The sequence below is a fragment of the Azospirillum sp. UENF 211521 genome (assembly GCF_058780535.1).
On sequence record NZ_JBSNCF010000001.1, the window covers coordinates 332,272 to 347,922 of the forward strand.

The window sequence follows — 15,651 nt, forward strand, 5'->3', positions numbered from 1 at the left end:
AGCATAGGCTTCGTGTGCGTTCAATTCACGCAAGACCATCGAAAGTCTTGCCGTGCCGGGACCTGCCGCCATCGGCTTATTTCCAAATGACCAAACTGGCCACATTGGGCATATGCCGTGAAGCCGCCTTGCCGGTTCCGGTGCCATCCGGCTAGCCTCCCCTCGCGTTGCTTTGCTTGCGCTTCCGCCCGGCGCCACACCGGACCGCTTCACCGGATCGCCACGCATGTCCGCCGCGCACAGCCCATCGTCCTTCGCCGGCCCCTTGCGCCCTGCGGCGCGGACCGGCGGCGGGTCCCGACCGAGGAGCAGGAGTTCGCCTTATGACCACCGGCACCGTCAAATGGTTCAACACCACCAAGGGATATGGCTTCATCGCGCCGGAGGCTGGCGCCAAGGACGTGTTCGTGCACATCACGGCCGTGCAGAAGTCGGGTCTTCACGCCCTGTCCGAGGGCCAGCGCGTCGAGTTCGAGGTCGCGCGCGGCAACAACGGCAAGGACGCCGCGGTCAACATCAGCGTCATGGAGTGAAGCGGCGTCATGACGTGACGTAGCCGCGGAGCCGGTAGGCCTCCACGGCTTCCCGGGTGAGGCGGGGGATGTCGCGGCACAGCGACCTCACCTCACCCACCGCGTTGCTCCGGCAGGCCAGCTCCAGCGCCCGGGCGGCCGCCGACAGGTCGCGGGCGCCGAAGGTCCCCGCGGTGCTCTTCAGCGTGTGGGCCTCCTTCGCCAGCCCGGCGAGATCGGCCGGGTTCCCGTCCGCCGCCGCGGCACCGCCGCGGGCGATGCGTTCGGCCCGCTCCAGCGTCTCCTCCACGAACTGCCGGATGACGTCGGCCAGAAGCTCCGCGTCGAGATCCTGGGCGAGCTGCTGCAGCACCTCCATGTCCAGGACGCCTCGGCCCGGGACGCCTCTGTCGGGCGCCCCTTCCACCGTCGGGACCGCGCCCTCCTCGGGCGCGGGGGGCGCAACGGGGTCCGGCGGGGCGGCGTCCAGCCAGCGGGCCACCGTCTCCAGCAGATGCGGGCGGTCGATGGGCTTGGCCACATGCCCGTTCATCCCGGCGGCCAGACAGCGGTCGCGGTCGCTGTCCATGGCGTCGGCGGTCATGGCGATGATGGGGACGCTGCCGGCCGGCGGCGGCAGGCCGCGCAGACGGCGTGTGGCGGTCAGCCCGTCCATCTCGGGCATGGCGAGGTCCATCAGCACCAGCCCGTAGGGCGACGGGCCGGACGCCGCGGCCTGCACCGCCTCCAGCGCCTCCCGCCCGTTGCTGACGATGTCGACCCGATGGCCGGCGCCGCGCAGCAGCAGGGCGGCGACCATCTGGTTGGTCGGGCTGTCCTCCACCAGGAGAATCCGTCGGCCCGTGCCGGCGGAAGGTGGGGCGGCCGGACCCTGCGGGCGCGGCTCCGCGGCGGGCGGCGGCTCGGCCACGCTCCGCCCGGTGACGGCGGCGAGCAGGCGGGATGGGCGGGCTGGCTTCGTCACTGTGGCGTCGGCGCCGTTGCCGTCGCCGCCCAGGTTGCGGTGCGGCAGGGCGAGCCGGACGATCCGCCCCACGCCCCGCGCGCGCAGCCGGTCGGTCAGCGAGCCGGCGACCGGGGTTTCCACGCTGCCGATTACCGCGATGCCGGCGGCGGGCAGGGTGCCGGCGTCCAGCCCGGCCACCATCGCCATCACGTCCGGCGCGCTCACCGTTGCCCCCCAGGAACGGATCTGTTCAGCCAGCGCCCGCCGGGCGACGGGATTGGATTCCAGAAGCAGGACGGTCTGCCCGGCCAACGGCGGCTCCGCGCCGGCGCGCGCCGTCCCCGGCTCCAGCGGCAGGGTGAACCAGAAGCGGCTGCCCTGGCCGGCGGCGCTGTCGAAGCCGATGCTTCCCCCCATCATCTCGACCAGCCGCTTGGAGATGGCCAGCCCCAGACCGGCGCCGTCGTGGCGGCGCGACAGGCGGGGATGGACCTGGGAGAACTCCGTGAACAGCTCGGCCTGCGCGTCCTGCGGAATGCCGATGCCGGTGTCGGCCACCTCGAAGCGCAGGCGCGGCGGCGCCTGGCCGTCGCCGTCCAACTCCGACAGGGTGACGGCGACGCCGCCCTGGTCGGTGAACTTCACCGCGTTGCCGACGAGGTTCAGCAGGACCTGCCGCACCCGCCCCGAGTCGCCGCGCAGCGTCGCCGGCAGGCCGCCGGGGATGCAGACCGCCAGCTCGATCCCCTTGGCGAAGGCGCGGGCGGCCTGCAGCTCGGCCACGCTCTCCACCGTTTCGGCGGGGGAGAAGCGCCCCGACTCCAGGGTCAGCTTCCCGGCCTCCATCTTGGAGATGTCCAGGATGTCGTTCAGCATGGACAGCAGCGCCTCCGCCGACTCGCGGGCGGTGTGGGCGTAGGCGCGCTGCTCCTCCCCCAGCGGGCCGTCCAGCAGCAGGCCGAGCATGCCCAGGACGCCGTTCATCGGGGTGCGGATCTCATGGCTGATGGTGCGCAGGAACTCCGACTTGGCGCGGCTCGCCAGCTCGGCCTGCTCCTTGGCGAGGCGGAGCTGCGCCTCGGTGCGGCGGTGGGCGGTGATGTCGCGGAAGGACACCATCGCCATGGTCCGCCCGCGGTAGGGAACGTAGCGGGTCTCGCCCTGCACCGTCAGGCGCTCGCCGTTGCGGCGCAGGCAGACGGTCTCGAAGGGAGCCTCGTCGCGGGCGCGGATGCGCTGCCAGGTGAGGTCGCGGTCCTCCGGCGCCATCAGCGCGGTGATCGACTGCCCGGTCAGCTCGTCCGGCGCGTAGCCCAGGATGGCGGCGGCGGCCCGGTTGGCGTCGGCGATCACCCCCTGCTCGTGCACCAGGATGCCGTCCATGGCGGCGTCCGACAGCTTGCGGAAGCGGTCCTCGCTCTCGCGCAGCGCCCGCTCCACCCGGCGGTGGTCGGTGATGTCGGTGTAGGTCATCAGGACCGAGCGGTCGGGCAGGAAGCCGGCGGTGATCTCCAGCACCCGGCCGTCGGGGCGCGTGCGCTCGATGCGGCTGACGCCCTCGGGGCGCAGGTTGGTCAGGTGGCGGGCGACGATGTCCGCCGTGTCGCCGGGGCCGAACTCGCCGCGTTCGGCCATGAAGCGCAGGAAGCCGGCCATGCTGTGGCCGGGATGGAGCGCGTCGCCCGGCAGGTCGAGCATCTCGCGCAGGCGCCGGTTGCAGGTCAGGAAATGATAGTCCGCGCTCCACACCACGAGGCCCTGGGACATGGCGCTGAAGGTGGCCTCCAGCAGGTCGGACTTGTGGGCCAGCTCCTGCTCGCGCCGCTTCAGCTCGCTGATGTCGGTGCGCAGCCCGACATAGCCGCCGTCGCTGGTCCGCCGCTCCTCGATCTTGAACCAGCGCCCGTCACCGATCCGCAGCACTTGCGGCCCCTGCGGGTTGCGGTGCCGCTCCATCTCCCGCTCGACCCAGCGGTCGATGTCGCCGGGGGCGCAGTCGGGGTAATGGCCGGTGGCGGCGGCGCGGCGAATCAGCGATTCGAAGGGAATGCCGGGCTCCAGAGGCCCCAGCAGGGCGTAGATTTCGCGGAAACGGGCGTTGCACTGGACCAGCCGGTCGTCGGCGTCGAACAGGGCGAAGCCCTCGTTGACGACCTCGATGGCTTCGGACAGGCGGCGGTGGGCGTCGGCCGCCCGGCCGTCGGCGGCGCGGGCCTCCGCCTCGGCGCGCCGGGTGGCCTCCCGCTCGCGCAGCACCGCCAGGGCCATCACCGCGCCGGCCAGCCCGATCCCGAAAAAGGGCCAGATCAGCTCGTCCGTCCCATGTTCCAGAAGATGCTGCAGCGTGTGCAGCGCGCTCGCCATCAGAAGGAGGAGCGCGACCAGGGTGAGCCAGCTCCAACGGCGCAGCCGGCGGTGGAGGAACGACATTCGGCGCTCCGCATGGGACGAGGCGAAAACGTTACGGCTTTTGCGCCTCCGGAGCAACGAATCCGGGGGCGGCGCGCAGCCGGCCGACGGCGCGGCGCCGGCCCAGCAGGCCGTGGCGCGGCCCGAACAGGACGGCCAGCGCCAGGATCAGGCCGGACGCCACCGCGATCATCCCCGCCGCGTTCAGCGAGTGGGAGACCCCGAGCAGCATCGGCCCGAAGGCCGCGGCGCCGTAGCCCACCAGCGCCGCCAGCACCCCCAGCGCGACGCTGAGCAGGATCTGCGCGGCCAGCCGGTCGGTCAGCAGGCGGGCGGCGGCGGGCGGGGCGATCAGCATGGCGATGACCAGGATGGAGCCCACCGCCTCGAAGGCGGCGATGGCCGTGGCGGCGACCAGAAGCACCACCCCGTAATGGAACAGCCCGGCCGGGATGCCCAGCGTGGAGGCCAGCGCCGGGTCGAAGGTGGTGATCTTCAGCTCCTTGTAGAACAGCCCGACCAGGGCGACGCAGAGGGCGAAGACCGCGGCCAGCGTCAGCACCTCCCGCGGCAGGGCGGCCCACACCGCCGGATCGGTCAGCGACGCCCAGCCCTGGGGGGCCAGCCACAGGATGGTCTCCAATTGGCCGTAGAGCACGCAGTCGGCGTCGAGGTCGACGCCGGCGGCCGACGCCTGCTCGATCATCACCACGCCGGCGGCGAACATCACGGTGAAGACGACGCCCATGGCGGCGCCCGACTCCAGCCGGCCCAGCCGCCGCACCACCTCGATCAGCAGGCCGGCCAGCGCCGCGGCGGCCAGCGCGCCGAGCATCATCGGCAGCGTCTCCCGCGTGCCGGCGACCAGGAAGCCGCCGACGATGCCGGGCAGGATGGCGTGGCTGACCGCGTCGCCCATCATGCCCTGGCGCCGCAGCACCAGGAAGTTGCCGACCAGCGCGCAGGAGGCGCAGGCCAGCACCGCGGCGAGCAGGGCGGGGGCGTCGATCTGAAGGAATTCCTGGACGTCGGGCATCATGACGGGGCGCTCCGCTCCTCCAGCAGCCGGACCATGTCGCCGGGCAGCACCGAGTCGATGGGGTCGACGCCCCAATTGGCGTGGGCGGGCAGCAGGGCCGGGTAGTCGGCCAGGAAACGCTCCCACAGCCGGCGGTCGCGCGCCGCCGCGCGGGCGGCGGCCTGTCCGGCGGGGGTCAGGGCGCCCCCCTTGCGAACATCGTCCCGGACATAGCCGCGCAGGCGCAGCCAGAGCGCCGCGGCACCCTGCACCGGCCGGCCGTCCAACAGGTCGGTCAGGGCGCGCCGTTCCGCGAAGGTCAGGCGCAGCCGCCCCTGGCGCAGCGCGGCGGCAACCAGCCCGCGCGCCGGGGCGAACAGGAAGCTGAGCAGGAAGAAGCCCCCGGCGACCAGGACGATCACCGCACCGGCCGGCAGCTTGGGCAGCAGGGCCGACAGGGTGGCGCCGAGCCAGCCGGACAGCGCGCCGATCACCGCCGCGATCAACGTCAGGGCGGGCAGGCGGTCGGTCCAGAAGCGCGCCGCGGCGGGCGGGATGATGAGGAGCGCCACCACCAGGATCAGCCCCACCGTCTGGAGCCCGATCACCGTCACCAGCGTCGCCAGCCCCATCAGCACGAGGTCGAGCGCCCCCACCGGCCAGCCCTGCACGGCGGCGAAGCCGGGATCGAAGGCCAGGACCCGCAACTCCTTGAACAGCAGGGCGACGGCCAGCGCCGCCCCGGCAGCCAGCAGGCCGATGGCGATGGCCTCGCCCTGCGCCATGGCGGCGGTCTGGCCCAGGATGAAGGTCTTCAGCCCGGCCTGCCCGCCCAGCTCCAAATTCTGGATGACGCTGAGCAGCACGACACCCAGCCCGAAGAAGACCGACAGCACCGCGCCGATCGCCGAATCCTCGGTCAGCCGGGTGAAGCGGGACAGCGCCTGCACGGTCAGCAGCCCGACCACCCCGCTGGCCACAGCCCCGGCCAGCAGCAGCGGCAGCGACCGCTCCGGCAGGCCGAGCGCCGCCCCGACCAGGAAGGCGACGGCGATGCCGGGCAGGGTGGCGTGGCTCAGCGCGTCGCTGACCAGGGCGCGGCGGCGCAGCAGCAGGAAGGTGCCGACCGTCCCGCCGGCCAGCCCCAGCGCGGCGGTCCCGGCGACCACCACAGCGCTGTTGAAGCCGGACTGGAAGGTCAGGATGCGCAGGGCCTCCTCGAACAGGGGATCGATCATGACGCCTCCGCCCCCAATGCCCCCAATGCCGCCGGGGCCGGCATCGGCCGTCCGCCGTAGGTGCGGGACAGCAGGTCGGGCGTCATCACCCGCGCGACCGGCCCCTGGGCAACCACCCGTGTGTTGAGCAGCAGCGCGTGGTCGAAATAGTCGCTGACCGTCTGCAGGTCGTGGTGGACGCAGATCACCGTCCGCCCGGCGGCGTCGAGGTCGCGCAGCACCTGGAGCACCGCGCGCTCCGTCGCCGCGTCCACCCCGGCGAAGGGCTCGTCCATGAAATAGAGCTGCGCCTCCTGGGCCAGCGCGCGGGCCAGGAAGACGCGCTGCTGCTGTCCGCCGGACAGCTGGCCGATCTGGCGCTTGGCGAAGTCGGCCATGCCCACCCGTTCCAGCGCGTGCAGCGCCGCCTCCTTGTGGGCGCGGGTGACCGGGCGGAACCAGCCGATCTTCCCGTAGCGGCCCATCGCCACCACGTCGAGCGCCGAGACGGGGAAGTCCCAGTCCACGCTTTCGCGCTGCGGCACATAGCCGATCAGGCGGCGCTGCTTGGCGATCGGCCGGCCGAACACCTCGACCGTTCCCGACACGCTCGGAACCAGCCCGAGGCACGCCTTGATGAGGGTCGACTTGCCCGCCCCGTTCGGCCCGACGACGGCGATCAGCCCGCCCGACGGGGCGGCGTAGTCGACGTTCCACAGCACCGGCCGGCGGTGGTAGGCGACGGTCAGGCCGCGGATCTCCAGAGGAGGCGGCCCGATGGGCGAGGCCTCCTCGGGGGCGGTGCGGCTGCCGGGGGTGCGCCAGAGATACTGCATGGTCCGTTCCTCCTCCGCCGCGTCAGCGCTGCGCCAGGGCGAGCTTGCCCTGGAAGCCGCCGGCCGGTGCTTCGCCGCCCAGCGCGCGGGCGATGGTCGTCACATTGTGGTCGATCATGCCGATGTAGGTGCCTTCATAGCTGCCCGGCGCGCCCATGGCGTCGGAGAACAGGGCACCGCCCAGCGTCACCCGGTGGCCGCGCGCGCCCGCCCCTTCGACCAAGGCGCGGACGTTGCGGTCGGACACGCTGGTCTCCGGGAAGACCGCCGGCACGCCGCGGTCCGCCAGCAAAGCGGCCAGTTCCTCGATGATCCGCAGGCCGGCTTCGGATTCCGTGCTGATCCCCTGGATGCCGCGCACCTCGATCCCGTAGGCGCGGCCCAGATAGTTGAAGGCGTCGTGGGCGGTGACCAGCACGCGGGCCTTGCCGGGGATGGAGGAGAGGATGCGCCGGGCGTACGCGTCGAGCCGCGCCAGCTCCGCCCCGTACGCGTCGGCGTTGCGGGCGTACGCCTCGGCGCCCGCGGGGTCGAGCCGGGTCAGCCCGTCGCGGATGGACGGCAGGGTGCTGGCCCAGATCCCCACATCCATCCAGATGTGCGGGTCGTGGGCGCCCTCGAACTCGGGCGGGCTGAGCAGCCGCTCCTTGGGCACCGCGTCGCCCAGCGCCACCACCGGCTTGCCGGACTCGCGCAGCCGGTCGAAGGCGGCGGTCATCTTGCCTTCCAGATGCAGGCCGCTGATGAACACCGCGTCGGCCCGCAGCAGCTTCACCGTGTCGGAGCGGGTGGGCTTGAACAGGTGCGGATCGACGCCTTCGCCCATCAGCGCCTCCACCGCCGCCCGGTCGCCGGCCACCGCCCGTACGAGGTCGGCGACCATGCCGGTGGTGGCGACGATCTTCGGGCGCTCGCCTTGGGGCCGTTCACCCTCGGCCCGCGCCGCTCCCGGCAGCAGCAGGGCAGCGGCCAAGCCAATCGCCAAGACAGCGGTCGCGATAAACTTCGTCAGGCTCTTTGTCGCGAAGGTTTTTGAACATATGTTCATATTCATTGGTCCCGACAAAGATCGGCAAGGTTAGGGTGGAGGGTCCAAGTAAACGGGTTGGAGTGCATTTGCGTTCCACGAATATATGAACCGCCTCTCCGGCCTTGCAAGGCGGATCGTGACGATCCGTGTCTTACCGAACGGGGTGGAGTGCGCTACAGTGGCGGGATGATCGTGCTCTTTACGGATTTCGGGCTGTCCGGCCCCTACACCGGGCAGATGAAGGCGGTGCTGGCGCGGATGGCGCCGGGCCTGCCGGTCATCGACCTGTTCGCCGACGCGCCCGCCTTCGACCCGCAGCTGTCGGCCTATCTGCTGGCCGCCTACGCTCCGGAATTCCCGGCGGACAGCGTCTTCCTCTGCGTGGTGGACCCCGGCGTCGGGACCGACCGCCGCCCGCTGGTGGTGGAGGCCGACGGGCGCCGTTTCGTCGGGCCGGACAACGGCCTGTTCGAACTGGTGCGGCGGCGCGCCGGGTCGGTGCGCGCCTGGAGCATCGGTTGGCGGCCGGAGCGGCTGTCGGCCAGCTTCCACGGGCGGGACCTGTTCGCCCCGGTGGCGGCCAGCCTCGCCATGGGCAACCCGGTCGCGCTGGAGCCCGTCGATTTGGCCGGCCTCGCGCGCGCCGACTGGCCGGACGATCTGGCGCGGATCGTCTATGTGGACGTCTACGGCAACGCCATGACCGGCCTGCGCGCCGACCGGCTGCCGGAGGACGCGGTGCTGCGGGCCGGCGGGCGCACGGTGCGCCGGGGCCGGACCTTCGCCGACGTCCCGGTGGGGGAGGCGCTGTGGTACGCGAACTCCAGCGGTCTGGCGGAGATCGCCGTCAACCGGGGCCGCGCCGACCGTGATGGGGGGCTTGCGGTGGGAATGCCGGTGGAGGTCGTCCTATAGCCCGTCCAGGCAGCGGTCGAGCAGGGCCAGGTCCACGGGGCGGGCCAGCACGGTGACCGGGCTGTTGCCCGGCTCAGCGTCCAACTGGGCGTCCGGCGCGCCGGCGGTCAGGATGATCCGGGTGTGCGGGTAGAGCATGCAGGCCAACGCCGCGGCCCGGTCACCCTCGTCCTCCGGCCGGCGGCGGCGCAGCAGGGCGACGGCCGGCCCCTCCGCTCCGATCAGGCCCAGCGCCTCGAAGCCGCCGGACACCGTGGACACGGCGAAGCCGCGTTCGGCCAGATGGCGCGCCAGCGCGTCCCGCTGGCCGGGATCGTCGTCGGCGATGACGGCGCGGCGGCCTCCCTGGCCGGGCGGGCGGATGTCGGCGTCGATGGAAAAGCCGGTCGTCATGCGGGTCCCACCACGGGCTTTCCTGGAATCTGACCGGTTTTCTACGCCACGCGGAAGCCGGTTGCAAATCCCCATGGGCGGCACGCGCCGCCCGATCAGCGGATACCGACGTCAGCGGATCTTGACGACGGTGGGGCGGTCGACGATGGACAGCATGGGCAGGTCGCTGGGCCGGTTGCCGTAGCCCCAGGTCTCGCCGAACGGGCCGTTGGCGGCGATCCAGCCGCGCACCCGCTCCAGCTTGTCGAGCCGCACGCAGTTGCCGGTGCACAGCCGTCCGGTCAGGGCGCCGTCCTCCACCTCCATCCCGGTGGCGAGCAGATCATCGACCTCCAGTTCGCGCAGCAGGGCCGGCATGTAGACGTCGAGCGCCCCGGTGGCGACAACCACCCGGCGCCCCTCGCGCCGGTGCATCTTCAGGGTCTCGACCAGCGGGGCGTGCCAGCGGATGCGGTGGACCAGCCGTTCCGCGGCGACCAGCGCGTCGGCCAGCGGAACGCCGCGCAGCGTCCGGCGGAGCAGGATGGTCTTGATCGATCCCGGAAAATCCACCCCCGGCCCGCGCCCGCGCGCGTGGCGGTGCAGGCCGGAGCGCAGGGCGTCCAGAAAGGCCAGCCGGGCGCGGTTGCGCCCGATGACCTCGCCGATGAACATCAGCAGGCTGTCGCCGTGGATCAGCGTCCCGTCGAAGTCGAAGAAGGCCACCCCCGGCGCGATGGAGGCCAGGGGGCCGGCGCCATGTGTGGTGGGGCTTCCGGTGGAGGGGCCGGAGGCGATGGCGTCGAAAACGGGAGTGGCGCTGGTCTGCATGCGCCCTTATCCGGCGGAACGCGCCGCGTCACAAGCCAAATGCTTTGAACGGGGCCGTTCGGGGCAACTTCCGGGGCAACTTAGTGCAGCGACGGGCTGGGGGAATCGTCCGCGTCGTCCGTGTCGATGAGCATCTCGCCCATGGCGATTTCTCCGGCGCATTCCTCCAGCCCGGCCTTGACGGCGATCAGGAGGTTGATGATCTCGCCGTTGTCCTGCTCCAGGATGCGCAGACGCTCCTCCAGCTTGTCCAGACGGCGGGTGACGCTGTCGGTCAGCCGGTCGAGGCGGGCGAGAACCGGGTCGTTGTTCGTGTCGTCCATGGCGGCGGTTGGTCCGTCGATGATTCGTGTGCGTTCCTGAAGCTAGGACCACGCATCGCCTCTGGACAGACCCGCGCCCGGCGCAACCCGCAATTGATGGGATTATCGTCCGGATGGTGCCCGGCGAGTCCCAAAGGACTCAGCAACGGGCACGCCCGGTCGTTACTCCCCCTCCGATGTGGTGGTGCGGCGGCTCAGCGGAACACCATACAGTTCAAGCCTATGGCCGAGCAGTTCATAGCCCAATTCGCGGGCTATGACTTCCTTCAGCCGTTCGAGATCTTCATTTTGGAACTCCACCACCTTTCCGGATTCGAGATCGATCAGGTGGTGATGGTGCTCCGACCCGGCTTCCTCGTAGCGGGCGCGGCCGTCGCCGAAGTCCAGCCGGTCGATGACGTTCGCATCCTCGAACAGGCGCATCGTGCGGTAGACGGTGGCGATGGAGATGCGCGGGTCGATGGTGGACGCCCGGCGGTGAACCTCTTCCACATCGGGGTGGTCGGCGGCCTCCGACAGCACGCGCGAGATCACGCGGCGCTGGTCGGTCATCTTCAGCCCTTTCTCGATGCAGAGCTGTTCGAGGCGCGAAGGCATGGAAGTCCCCTTGTTGTCGTCTCATGGGCGCGCATATTCCGGCCGATGTGGCCCGGTCCTTGCGCTGGTCGCCGTCCCTCCCCGGTACGGCCCCCGAATGCCCGAGCACCATACTGTGATTCGGAACCATTCACAAACGCCGACGTTTGGTGTCGGCTTACGGAAAGGGCGCGCGCCATGATGACCCTGGACATCCACCACACCACCACCTACCGCTACGCCAACCCGGTGACCTTCGGCGACCATCGCCTGATGTTCCGGCCCCGCGACAGCCACGATCTACGGTTGATCGAGACGGGGCTGGTGATCAGCCCTCCCCCGGCCTCCGTCCGCTGGCTCCACGACGTCTTCGGCAACTCCATCGCGGTGGCGAGCTTCGACCAGCCGGCGACGGAGCTGCGCTTCGAAAGCCACATCCGGGTCGATCACTACCCGATGGGCGAGCTGGAATTCCCCATCGAGGACTACGCGCGTTCCTATCCCTTCAGCTATTCCGCGGAGGAGGTGCCGGATCTGGCGCTGACCACCCAGCGGCATTATCCGGACCCCGAGCATCTGGTGGACGAATGGGCCAGGCAGTTCGTGACGCTGGGCGAGGGCGGCCCGCCCGACACGCAGGACATGCTGGTGTCGATGACCCGGGCCATCAAGGAGACCTTCACCTATCAGGCGCGCGACCTGGAGGGCACCCAGAGCCCGGTGGACACCCTGACGTGGAAGAGCGGCTCCTGCCGCGATTTCGCGCTTCTGATGATGGAAGCGGTGCGCTCGCTGGGCTTCGCGGCGCGCTTCGTGTCCGGTTACCTCTACGATCCCGCGCGGGACGGGCAGGAGGGTGCGATGACCGGCGGCGGGGCGACCCACGCCTGGGTGGAGATCTATCTGCCGGGCTGCGGCTGGGTGGAGTTCGACCCGACCAACGGCATCATCGGCGGCAAGAACCTGATCCGCGTCGCCGTTGCCCGCGACCCCTCGCAGGCGGTGCCGCTCGGCGGTTCCTGGACCGGGGCGCCGGCGGACTTCCTCGGCATGACGGTGGATGTACAGGTCACGGCGACCGGCGGGACGGGTGCCGGCAACGCTCTGCAAAACCCGGTGCCGGCGGCCGGAGCCGCCTGACACGGCAACCAATTGCAAACGAACGTCTGCCAGAATGGAGGGTCCGGGGCCGTTTCGGTGCCGGACCGACCGTCCCATCCGACAGACGAGGCTGCGTCACCCCGTGCTCGATCCCGATCCGACCAGTCCCGCCCCCAGCGGCACGCCGGAAACGGAGGCCGCCCCCGTCCTGGTCGCGGGCCTGCTGGCCGTCCGTGAGCCGTCCGTCGGGCCGGACACGCCCTGCCGCGCCCTGCGGGACCGGCTGGCCGCCCAACCCGGCCTGCCGGCGCTCGCCGTGACGGCGGAGGACGGACGCGTTCTTGGGCTGGTGGACCGCGTGGCGCTGGCGGGGGTGGCCGATCCGGAGGCCTTGGCGCGGACGGCGATGGACCCGGTGCCGCTGCTGGTCGAGGCGGACCTTCCGCTCTGCGAGGTCGCGCGGCGGATCATTCAGGACAATCCCGGCGCGCTGGCTTCCGGCTTCGCCGTGCTGGAGGACGGGCGGTACCTCGGCATCGGGTCGGGGGTGGCCCTGCTGGCGCGGACCGACGAGCAGATCATTCAGCGGACCCGCCAGCTCGACGAGGCCCGCCGCGCCGCCGAGCGCGCCAACCGCGCCAAGACCGCCTTCTTCGCCTGCATGAGCCATGAGATCCGCACCCCGCTGAACGCCATGATGGGCTTCGCGGAGCTGCTGGAGCAGGAGGTCCTGGGACCGATCGCCAACCCGCTCTACCGCGACTACGCCCGCGACATCGCGGAAAGCGGCCGCCACCTGATGGACCTTATCAACGACCTGCTCGACCTGTCGAAGGCCGAGGCCGGGCGGCTGGAGCTGGCCGAATCCCTGGTGGACGTGCCGCGCGTCGCCATGGGCAGCGCCCGGCTGCTGTCCGACCGCGCCGGCCGGGCCGGGGTCGGCATCGACACGGACCTGCCGCCCGACCTGCCGCCGCTGCGCGCCGACGAGCGCAAGCTGCGGCAGATGCTGCTGAACCTGCTGTCCAACGCGGTGAAGTTCACGCCTCCCGGCGGGGTGGTCACCCTGAACGGCCGCGTGGCGGCGGACGGGACACTGTGCCTGTCGGTGCACGACACCGGCATCGGCATGACCGCCGATGAGCTGGAGAAGGCGCTGGAGCCCTGGGGCCAGATCGACAGCGCGCTGGGCCGCAACCACATCGGCACCGGCCTCGGCCTGCCTCTGACCAAGCGGCTGGTGGAGCTTCACGGGGGGAGGCTGGACATCGACACGGCCCCCGACCGCGGCACCACCATGACGCTGGTCTTCCCGGTGGAGCGGGTGGGGGGGTAACCTTTGCCCCCACCCCGGCCCTCCCCCGCTGCGCGGGAGAGGGAGATTGGGTCCCCTCCCCTGCGAAGCGGGGGAGGGTTAGGGAGGGGGCAACGGGAGCGGGTTACGCCAGCCCCTTCTCCATCGCGCTGGCCAGACGGCGGGCGAAAGCGGCGGGGTCGGGCAGGGCCTCGCCTTCCACGATGCGCGCCTGGTCGAGCAGCAGCCACGCCGCGTCGTCCAGCGAGGTCGCCGCACCGCTCGCCTTGGCGCGCTCGGCGAGGCGCTTGATCAGCGGGTGGGCGGGGTTGACCTCCAGGATGCGCTTGGCCGCCGGGGCGTCCATGCCGAGCTGCTTGTGCTGCTTCAGCAGGCGCTCCAGATGCATGTCCATGTCGTTCTCGTCGGCGACGAGGCAGACGGCGCTGTCGGTCAGGCGCTCCGACGGGCGGACGTCCTTCACCACGTCCTGAAGCGTCAGCTTCAGCAGGACCAGCAGGTCGGTCAGCTCGCCCTCGGACGCCTTCTCCTCGGCGGGCTTCTCCTCGCCGCCCTGGATCTTGCCGAGATCGGCGCCGCCGCGGGTCACCGACTTGAAGGGCTTGTCCTGGAAGCTGCCGACCGACGGCACCCAGAACTCGTCCACAGGGTCGGTCAGCAACAGCACCTCGACGCCCTTGGCCTTGAAGCCTTCGAGCTGCGGGCTGCGCTTCAGCGTCTCGATGTCGTCGCCGCTGATGGTGAAGATGGCCTCCTGGCCTTCCTTCATGCGGGCCAGATACTCCTCCAGCGAGACCAGACCGTCACCGGCGGTGCTGCGGAAGCGCATCAGCTTCAGCAGATCGTCCCGGTGCTCGTAGTCGTCGTAGAGGCCTTCCTTGAGGACGGCGCCGAAATTCTCCCAGAAGGCCGCGTATTCCTCCGCCTTCTCGGCGTCGCGGGCCTTCTTGCCCAGCTCCGACAGGACGCGGCGGGTGATGCCGGCGCGGATCTTGGCCAGCATCGGGTTGTGCTGGAGCATCTCGCGGCTGATGTTCAGTGGCAGATCCTCGCTGTCCACAACGCCGCGCAGGAAGCGCAGGTAGGGCGGCAGCAGGCCTTCCGCCGAATCGGTGATGAAGACGCGCTTGACGTACAGCTTCACCCGGTGGGCGCGCTTGGGGTCGAACAGATCGAACGGCTTGGAGGACGGCACGAACAGCAGGTTCGTGTATTCGATGGCGCCCTCGGCCCGCCAGTGCAGGGTCAGCCACGGATCGTCGAAGGCGTGCCCGACATGGTGGTAGAACTCCGTGTACTGCTCCGCCGTGATCTCGTTCTTGGAGCGCATCCACAGGGCCGACGCGCTGTTCAGCGACTTGGCGTCCTCGCCCTCGCCGAAGAGGATCGGGATGGCGATGTGGTCGGAGTATTTGCGGACGATGGCGGAGAGGCGGTGCTCCTCCAGATACTCGTCGTCGCCTTCGCGCAGGTGCAGCTTGATCTGCGTGCCGCGCGGCAGGTCGGCGACGTCGGAGATGGTGAACTCGCCCTTGCCGTCCGACAGCCAGCGCCAGCCCTGCGTCTCTCCGGCCTTGCGGGTCAGCACCTCCACCCGGTCGGCGACCATGAAGGCGGAGTAGAACCCGACGCCGAACTGGCCGATCAGGTTGACGTCCTTCTTGGCCTCGCCCTCTTTGGCGCTGTCCTTCAGGTTGCGCATGAAGGCGGCGGTGCCGGAGCGCGCGATGGTGCCGAGGTTCTCGACCAGATCCTCGCGGTTCATGCCGATGCCGTTGTCGGCCACGGTGAGGGTCCGCGCCTCCTTGTCCACGACCAGCCGGACCTTCAGGTTCGGGTCGTCGGCGGACAGTTCGGGCTGCGTCAGCGCGGCGTAGCGCAGCCGGTCGCAGGCGTCGGAGGCGTTGGAGACCAGCTCGCGCAGGAAGACTTCCTTCTCGCTGTAGAGCGAGTGCGCGACGATGTCGAGCAGGCGGCTGACCTCGGCCTGGAAGCTGAGCCGTTCCTCGGTCATGGTGTCATCCTTGATCGTTCTTGTTGGTGGTGGGCTTGTTTGTAATGGGCTTGCCGGTGGGTCCGGAGGACGGCGCAGATATGTGTGAGCGCGCCGCCCCATGCAAGAGCGATCGGCTGGCGTTGCGCTGGAGTTTCGCAACCGGAGTGGTGGGTTTGGGGGAGCGTTGCCGCCTCCCTAACCCTCCCCCGCTAACGCAGGGAAGGGGATGAACT

Annotated in this window: 14 protein-coding genes; 4 read left to right on the forward strand and 10 right to left on the reverse strand. The window is 70.8% G+C overall.

What is annotated here, in order from left to right; all coding sequences use genetic code 11:
* Window positions 1–323: 323 nt before the first annotated feature.
* A complete protein-coding gene (locus ACWPN5_RS01555) occupies window positions 324–533 on the forward strand; it encodes a cold-shock protein (protein WP_014238764.1) in 210 nt (69 codons plus the stop codon).
* Between the two features lie 7 nt (window positions 534–540).
* Here ACWPN5_RS01555 and ACWPN5_RS01560 read toward each other — a convergent pair whose 3' ends face one another.
* The 5 genes from ACWPN5_RS01560 to ACWPN5_RS01580 are packed head-to-tail and all read right to left on the reverse strand — an operon-like array spanning window position 541 to window position 7,944.
* Complete coding sequence (locus ACWPN5_RS01560) at window positions 541–3,909, reverse strand: PAS-domain containing protein (RefSeq protein WP_492293864.1); 3,369 nt, start codon at window positions 3,907–3,909, stop codon at window positions 541–543.
* A gap of 31 nt (window positions 3,910–3,940) precedes the next feature.
* Window positions 3,941–4,927, reverse strand: a complete 987-nt coding sequence (locus tag ACWPN5_RS01565) for a metal ABC transporter permease (protein ID WP_492293866.1) — start codon at window positions 4,925–4,927, stop codon at window positions 3,941–3,943.
* Window positions 4,924–6,144, reverse strand: coding sequence for a metal ABC transporter permease (locus ACWPN5_RS01570; protein ID WP_145683084.1), 1,221 nt, complete (start codon window positions 6,142–6,144; stop codon window positions 4,924–4,926). Before ACWPN5_RS01570 ends, ACWPN5_RS01565 begins: the two co-directional genes overlap by 4 nt.
* On the reverse strand, window positions 6,141–6,959 hold the full coding sequence (locus ACWPN5_RS01575) for a metal ABC transporter ATP-binding protein (protein ID WP_492293868.1): 819 nt from the start codon (window positions 6,957–6,959) through the stop codon (window positions 6,141–6,143). The genes ACWPN5_RS01570 and ACWPN5_RS01575 overlap by 4 nt, the downstream gene beginning before the upstream one ends.
* 22 nt (window positions 6,960–6,981) lie before the next feature.
* On the reverse strand, window positions 6,982–7,944 hold the full coding sequence (locus ACWPN5_RS01580) for a metal ABC transporter solute-binding protein, Zn/Mn family (protein ID WP_492293870.1): 963 nt from the start codon (window positions 7,942–7,944) through the stop codon (window positions 6,982–6,984).
* A 231-nt stretch (window positions 7,945–8,175) separates the two neighbouring features.
* Between ACWPN5_RS01580 and ACWPN5_RS01585 the strand changes: the two genes are divergently transcribed.
* The gene (locus ACWPN5_RS01585) at window positions 8,176–8,904 is read left to right on the forward strand and encodes an SAM hydrolase/SAM-dependent halogenase family protein (RefSeq protein ID WP_200479175.1); all 729 of its coding nucleotides are present in this window, start codon (window positions 8,176–8,178) and stop codon (window positions 8,902–8,904) included.
* Here the strand turns inward: ACWPN5_RS01585 and ACWPN5_RS01590 are convergent.
* From ACWPN5_RS01590 to ACWPN5_RS01605, 4 genes are all read right to left on the reverse strand, one after another.
* Window positions 8,899–9,297, reverse strand: a complete 399-nt coding sequence (locus ACWPN5_RS01590; protein ID WP_200479176.1) for a response regulator — start codon at window positions 9,295–9,297, stop codon at window positions 8,899–8,901. The genes ACWPN5_RS01585 and ACWPN5_RS01590 overlap by 6 nt on opposite strands.
* 111 nt (window positions 9,298–9,408) lie before the next feature.
* Entirely contained in the window at window positions 9,409–10,107 is a 699-nt protein-coding gene (locus tag ACWPN5_RS01595) for an HAD family hydrolase (RefSeq protein WP_492293873.1), read from the reverse strand.
* Window positions 10,108–10,187: 80 nt separating this feature from the next.
* Window positions 10,188–10,430 carry a hypothetical protein gene (locus ACWPN5_RS01600; RefSeq protein ID WP_145675830.1) on the reverse strand — a complete coding sequence of 81 codons (243 nt, stop codon included), beginning with the start codon at window positions 10,428–10,430 and terminating at the stop codon, window positions 10,188–10,190.
* Between the two features lie 162 nt (window positions 10,431–10,592).
* On the reverse strand, window positions 10,593–11,027 hold the full coding sequence (locus tag ACWPN5_RS01605; protein WP_038525613.1) for a Fur family transcriptional regulator: 435 nt from the start codon (window positions 11,025–11,027) through the stop codon (window positions 10,593–10,595).
* A 177-nt stretch (window positions 11,028–11,204) separates the two neighbouring features.
* Here ACWPN5_RS01605 and ACWPN5_RS01610 point away from each other — a divergent pair, with 177 nt between their 5' ends.
* The gene (locus tag ACWPN5_RS01610; protein ID WP_145683101.1) at window positions 11,205–12,146 is read left to right on the forward strand and encodes a transglutaminase family protein; all 942 of its coding nucleotides are present in this window, start codon (window positions 11,205–11,207) and stop codon (window positions 12,144–12,146) included.
* A gap of 103 nt (window positions 12,147–12,249) precedes the next feature.
* Window positions 12,250–13,443, forward strand: coding sequence for a sensor histidine kinase (locus tag ACWPN5_RS01615; RefSeq protein WP_492293875.1), 1,194 nt, complete (start codon window positions 12,250–12,252; stop codon window positions 13,441–13,443).
* A 103-nt stretch (window positions 13,444–13,546) separates the two neighbouring features.
* Here the strand turns inward: ACWPN5_RS01615 and htpG are convergent, their stop codons facing one another.
* A complete protein-coding gene (htpG, locus tag ACWPN5_RS01620; RefSeq protein ID WP_492293877.1) occupies window positions 13,547–15,436 on the reverse strand; it encodes a molecular chaperone HtpG in 1,890 nt (629 codons plus the stop codon).
* Window positions 15,437–15,651 lie beyond the last annotated feature (215 nt).

Coding starts and splice junctions, on each gene's coding strand:
- ACWPN5_RS01590 (WP_200479176.1), bottom strand. CDS start 9,297: ATGACGACCGGCTTTTCCATCGACGCCGACATCCGCCCGCCCGGCCAG.
- ACWPN5_RS01570 (WP_145683084.1), bottom strand. CDS start 6,144: ATGATCGATCCCCTGTTCGAGGAGGCCCTGCGCATCCTGACCTTCCAG.
- ACWPN5_RS01565 (WP_492293866.1), bottom strand. CDS start 4,927: ATGATGCCCGACGTCCAGGAATTCCTTCAGATCGACGCCCCCGCCCTG.
- ACWPN5_RS01610 (WP_145683101.1), top strand. CDS start 11,205: ATGATGACCCTGGACATCCACCACACCACCACCTACCGCTACGCCAAC.
- ACWPN5_RS01555 (WP_014238764.1), top strand. CDS start 324: ATGACCACCGGCACCGTCAAATGGTTCAACACCACCAAGGGATATGGC.
- ACWPN5_RS01575 (WP_492293868.1), bottom strand. CDS start 6,959: ATGCAGTATCTCTGGCGCACCCCCGGCAGCCGCACCGCCCCCGAGGAG.
- ACWPN5_RS01560 (WP_492293864.1), bottom strand. CDS start 3,909: ATGTCGTTCCTCCACCGCCGGCTGCGCCGTTGGAGCTGGCTCACCCTG.
- ACWPN5_RS01585 (WP_200479175.1), top strand. CDS start 8,176: ATGATCGTGCTCTTTACGGATTTCGGGCTGTCCGGCCCCTACACCGGG.
- ACWPN5_RS01595 (WP_492293873.1), bottom strand. CDS start 10,107: ATGCAGACCAGCGCCACTCCCGTTTTCGACGCCATCGCCTCCGGCCCC.
- htpG (WP_492293877.1), bottom strand. CDS start 15,436: ATGACCGAGGAACGGCTCAGCTTCCAGGCCGAGGTCAGCCGCCTGCTC.
- ACWPN5_RS01605 (WP_038525613.1), bottom strand. CDS start 11,027: ATGCCTTCGCGCCTCGAACAGCTCTGCATCGAGAAAGGGCTGAAGATG.
- ACWPN5_RS01600 (WP_145675830.1), bottom strand. CDS start 10,430: ATGGACGACACGAACAACGACCCGGTTCTCGCCCGCCTCGACCGGCTG.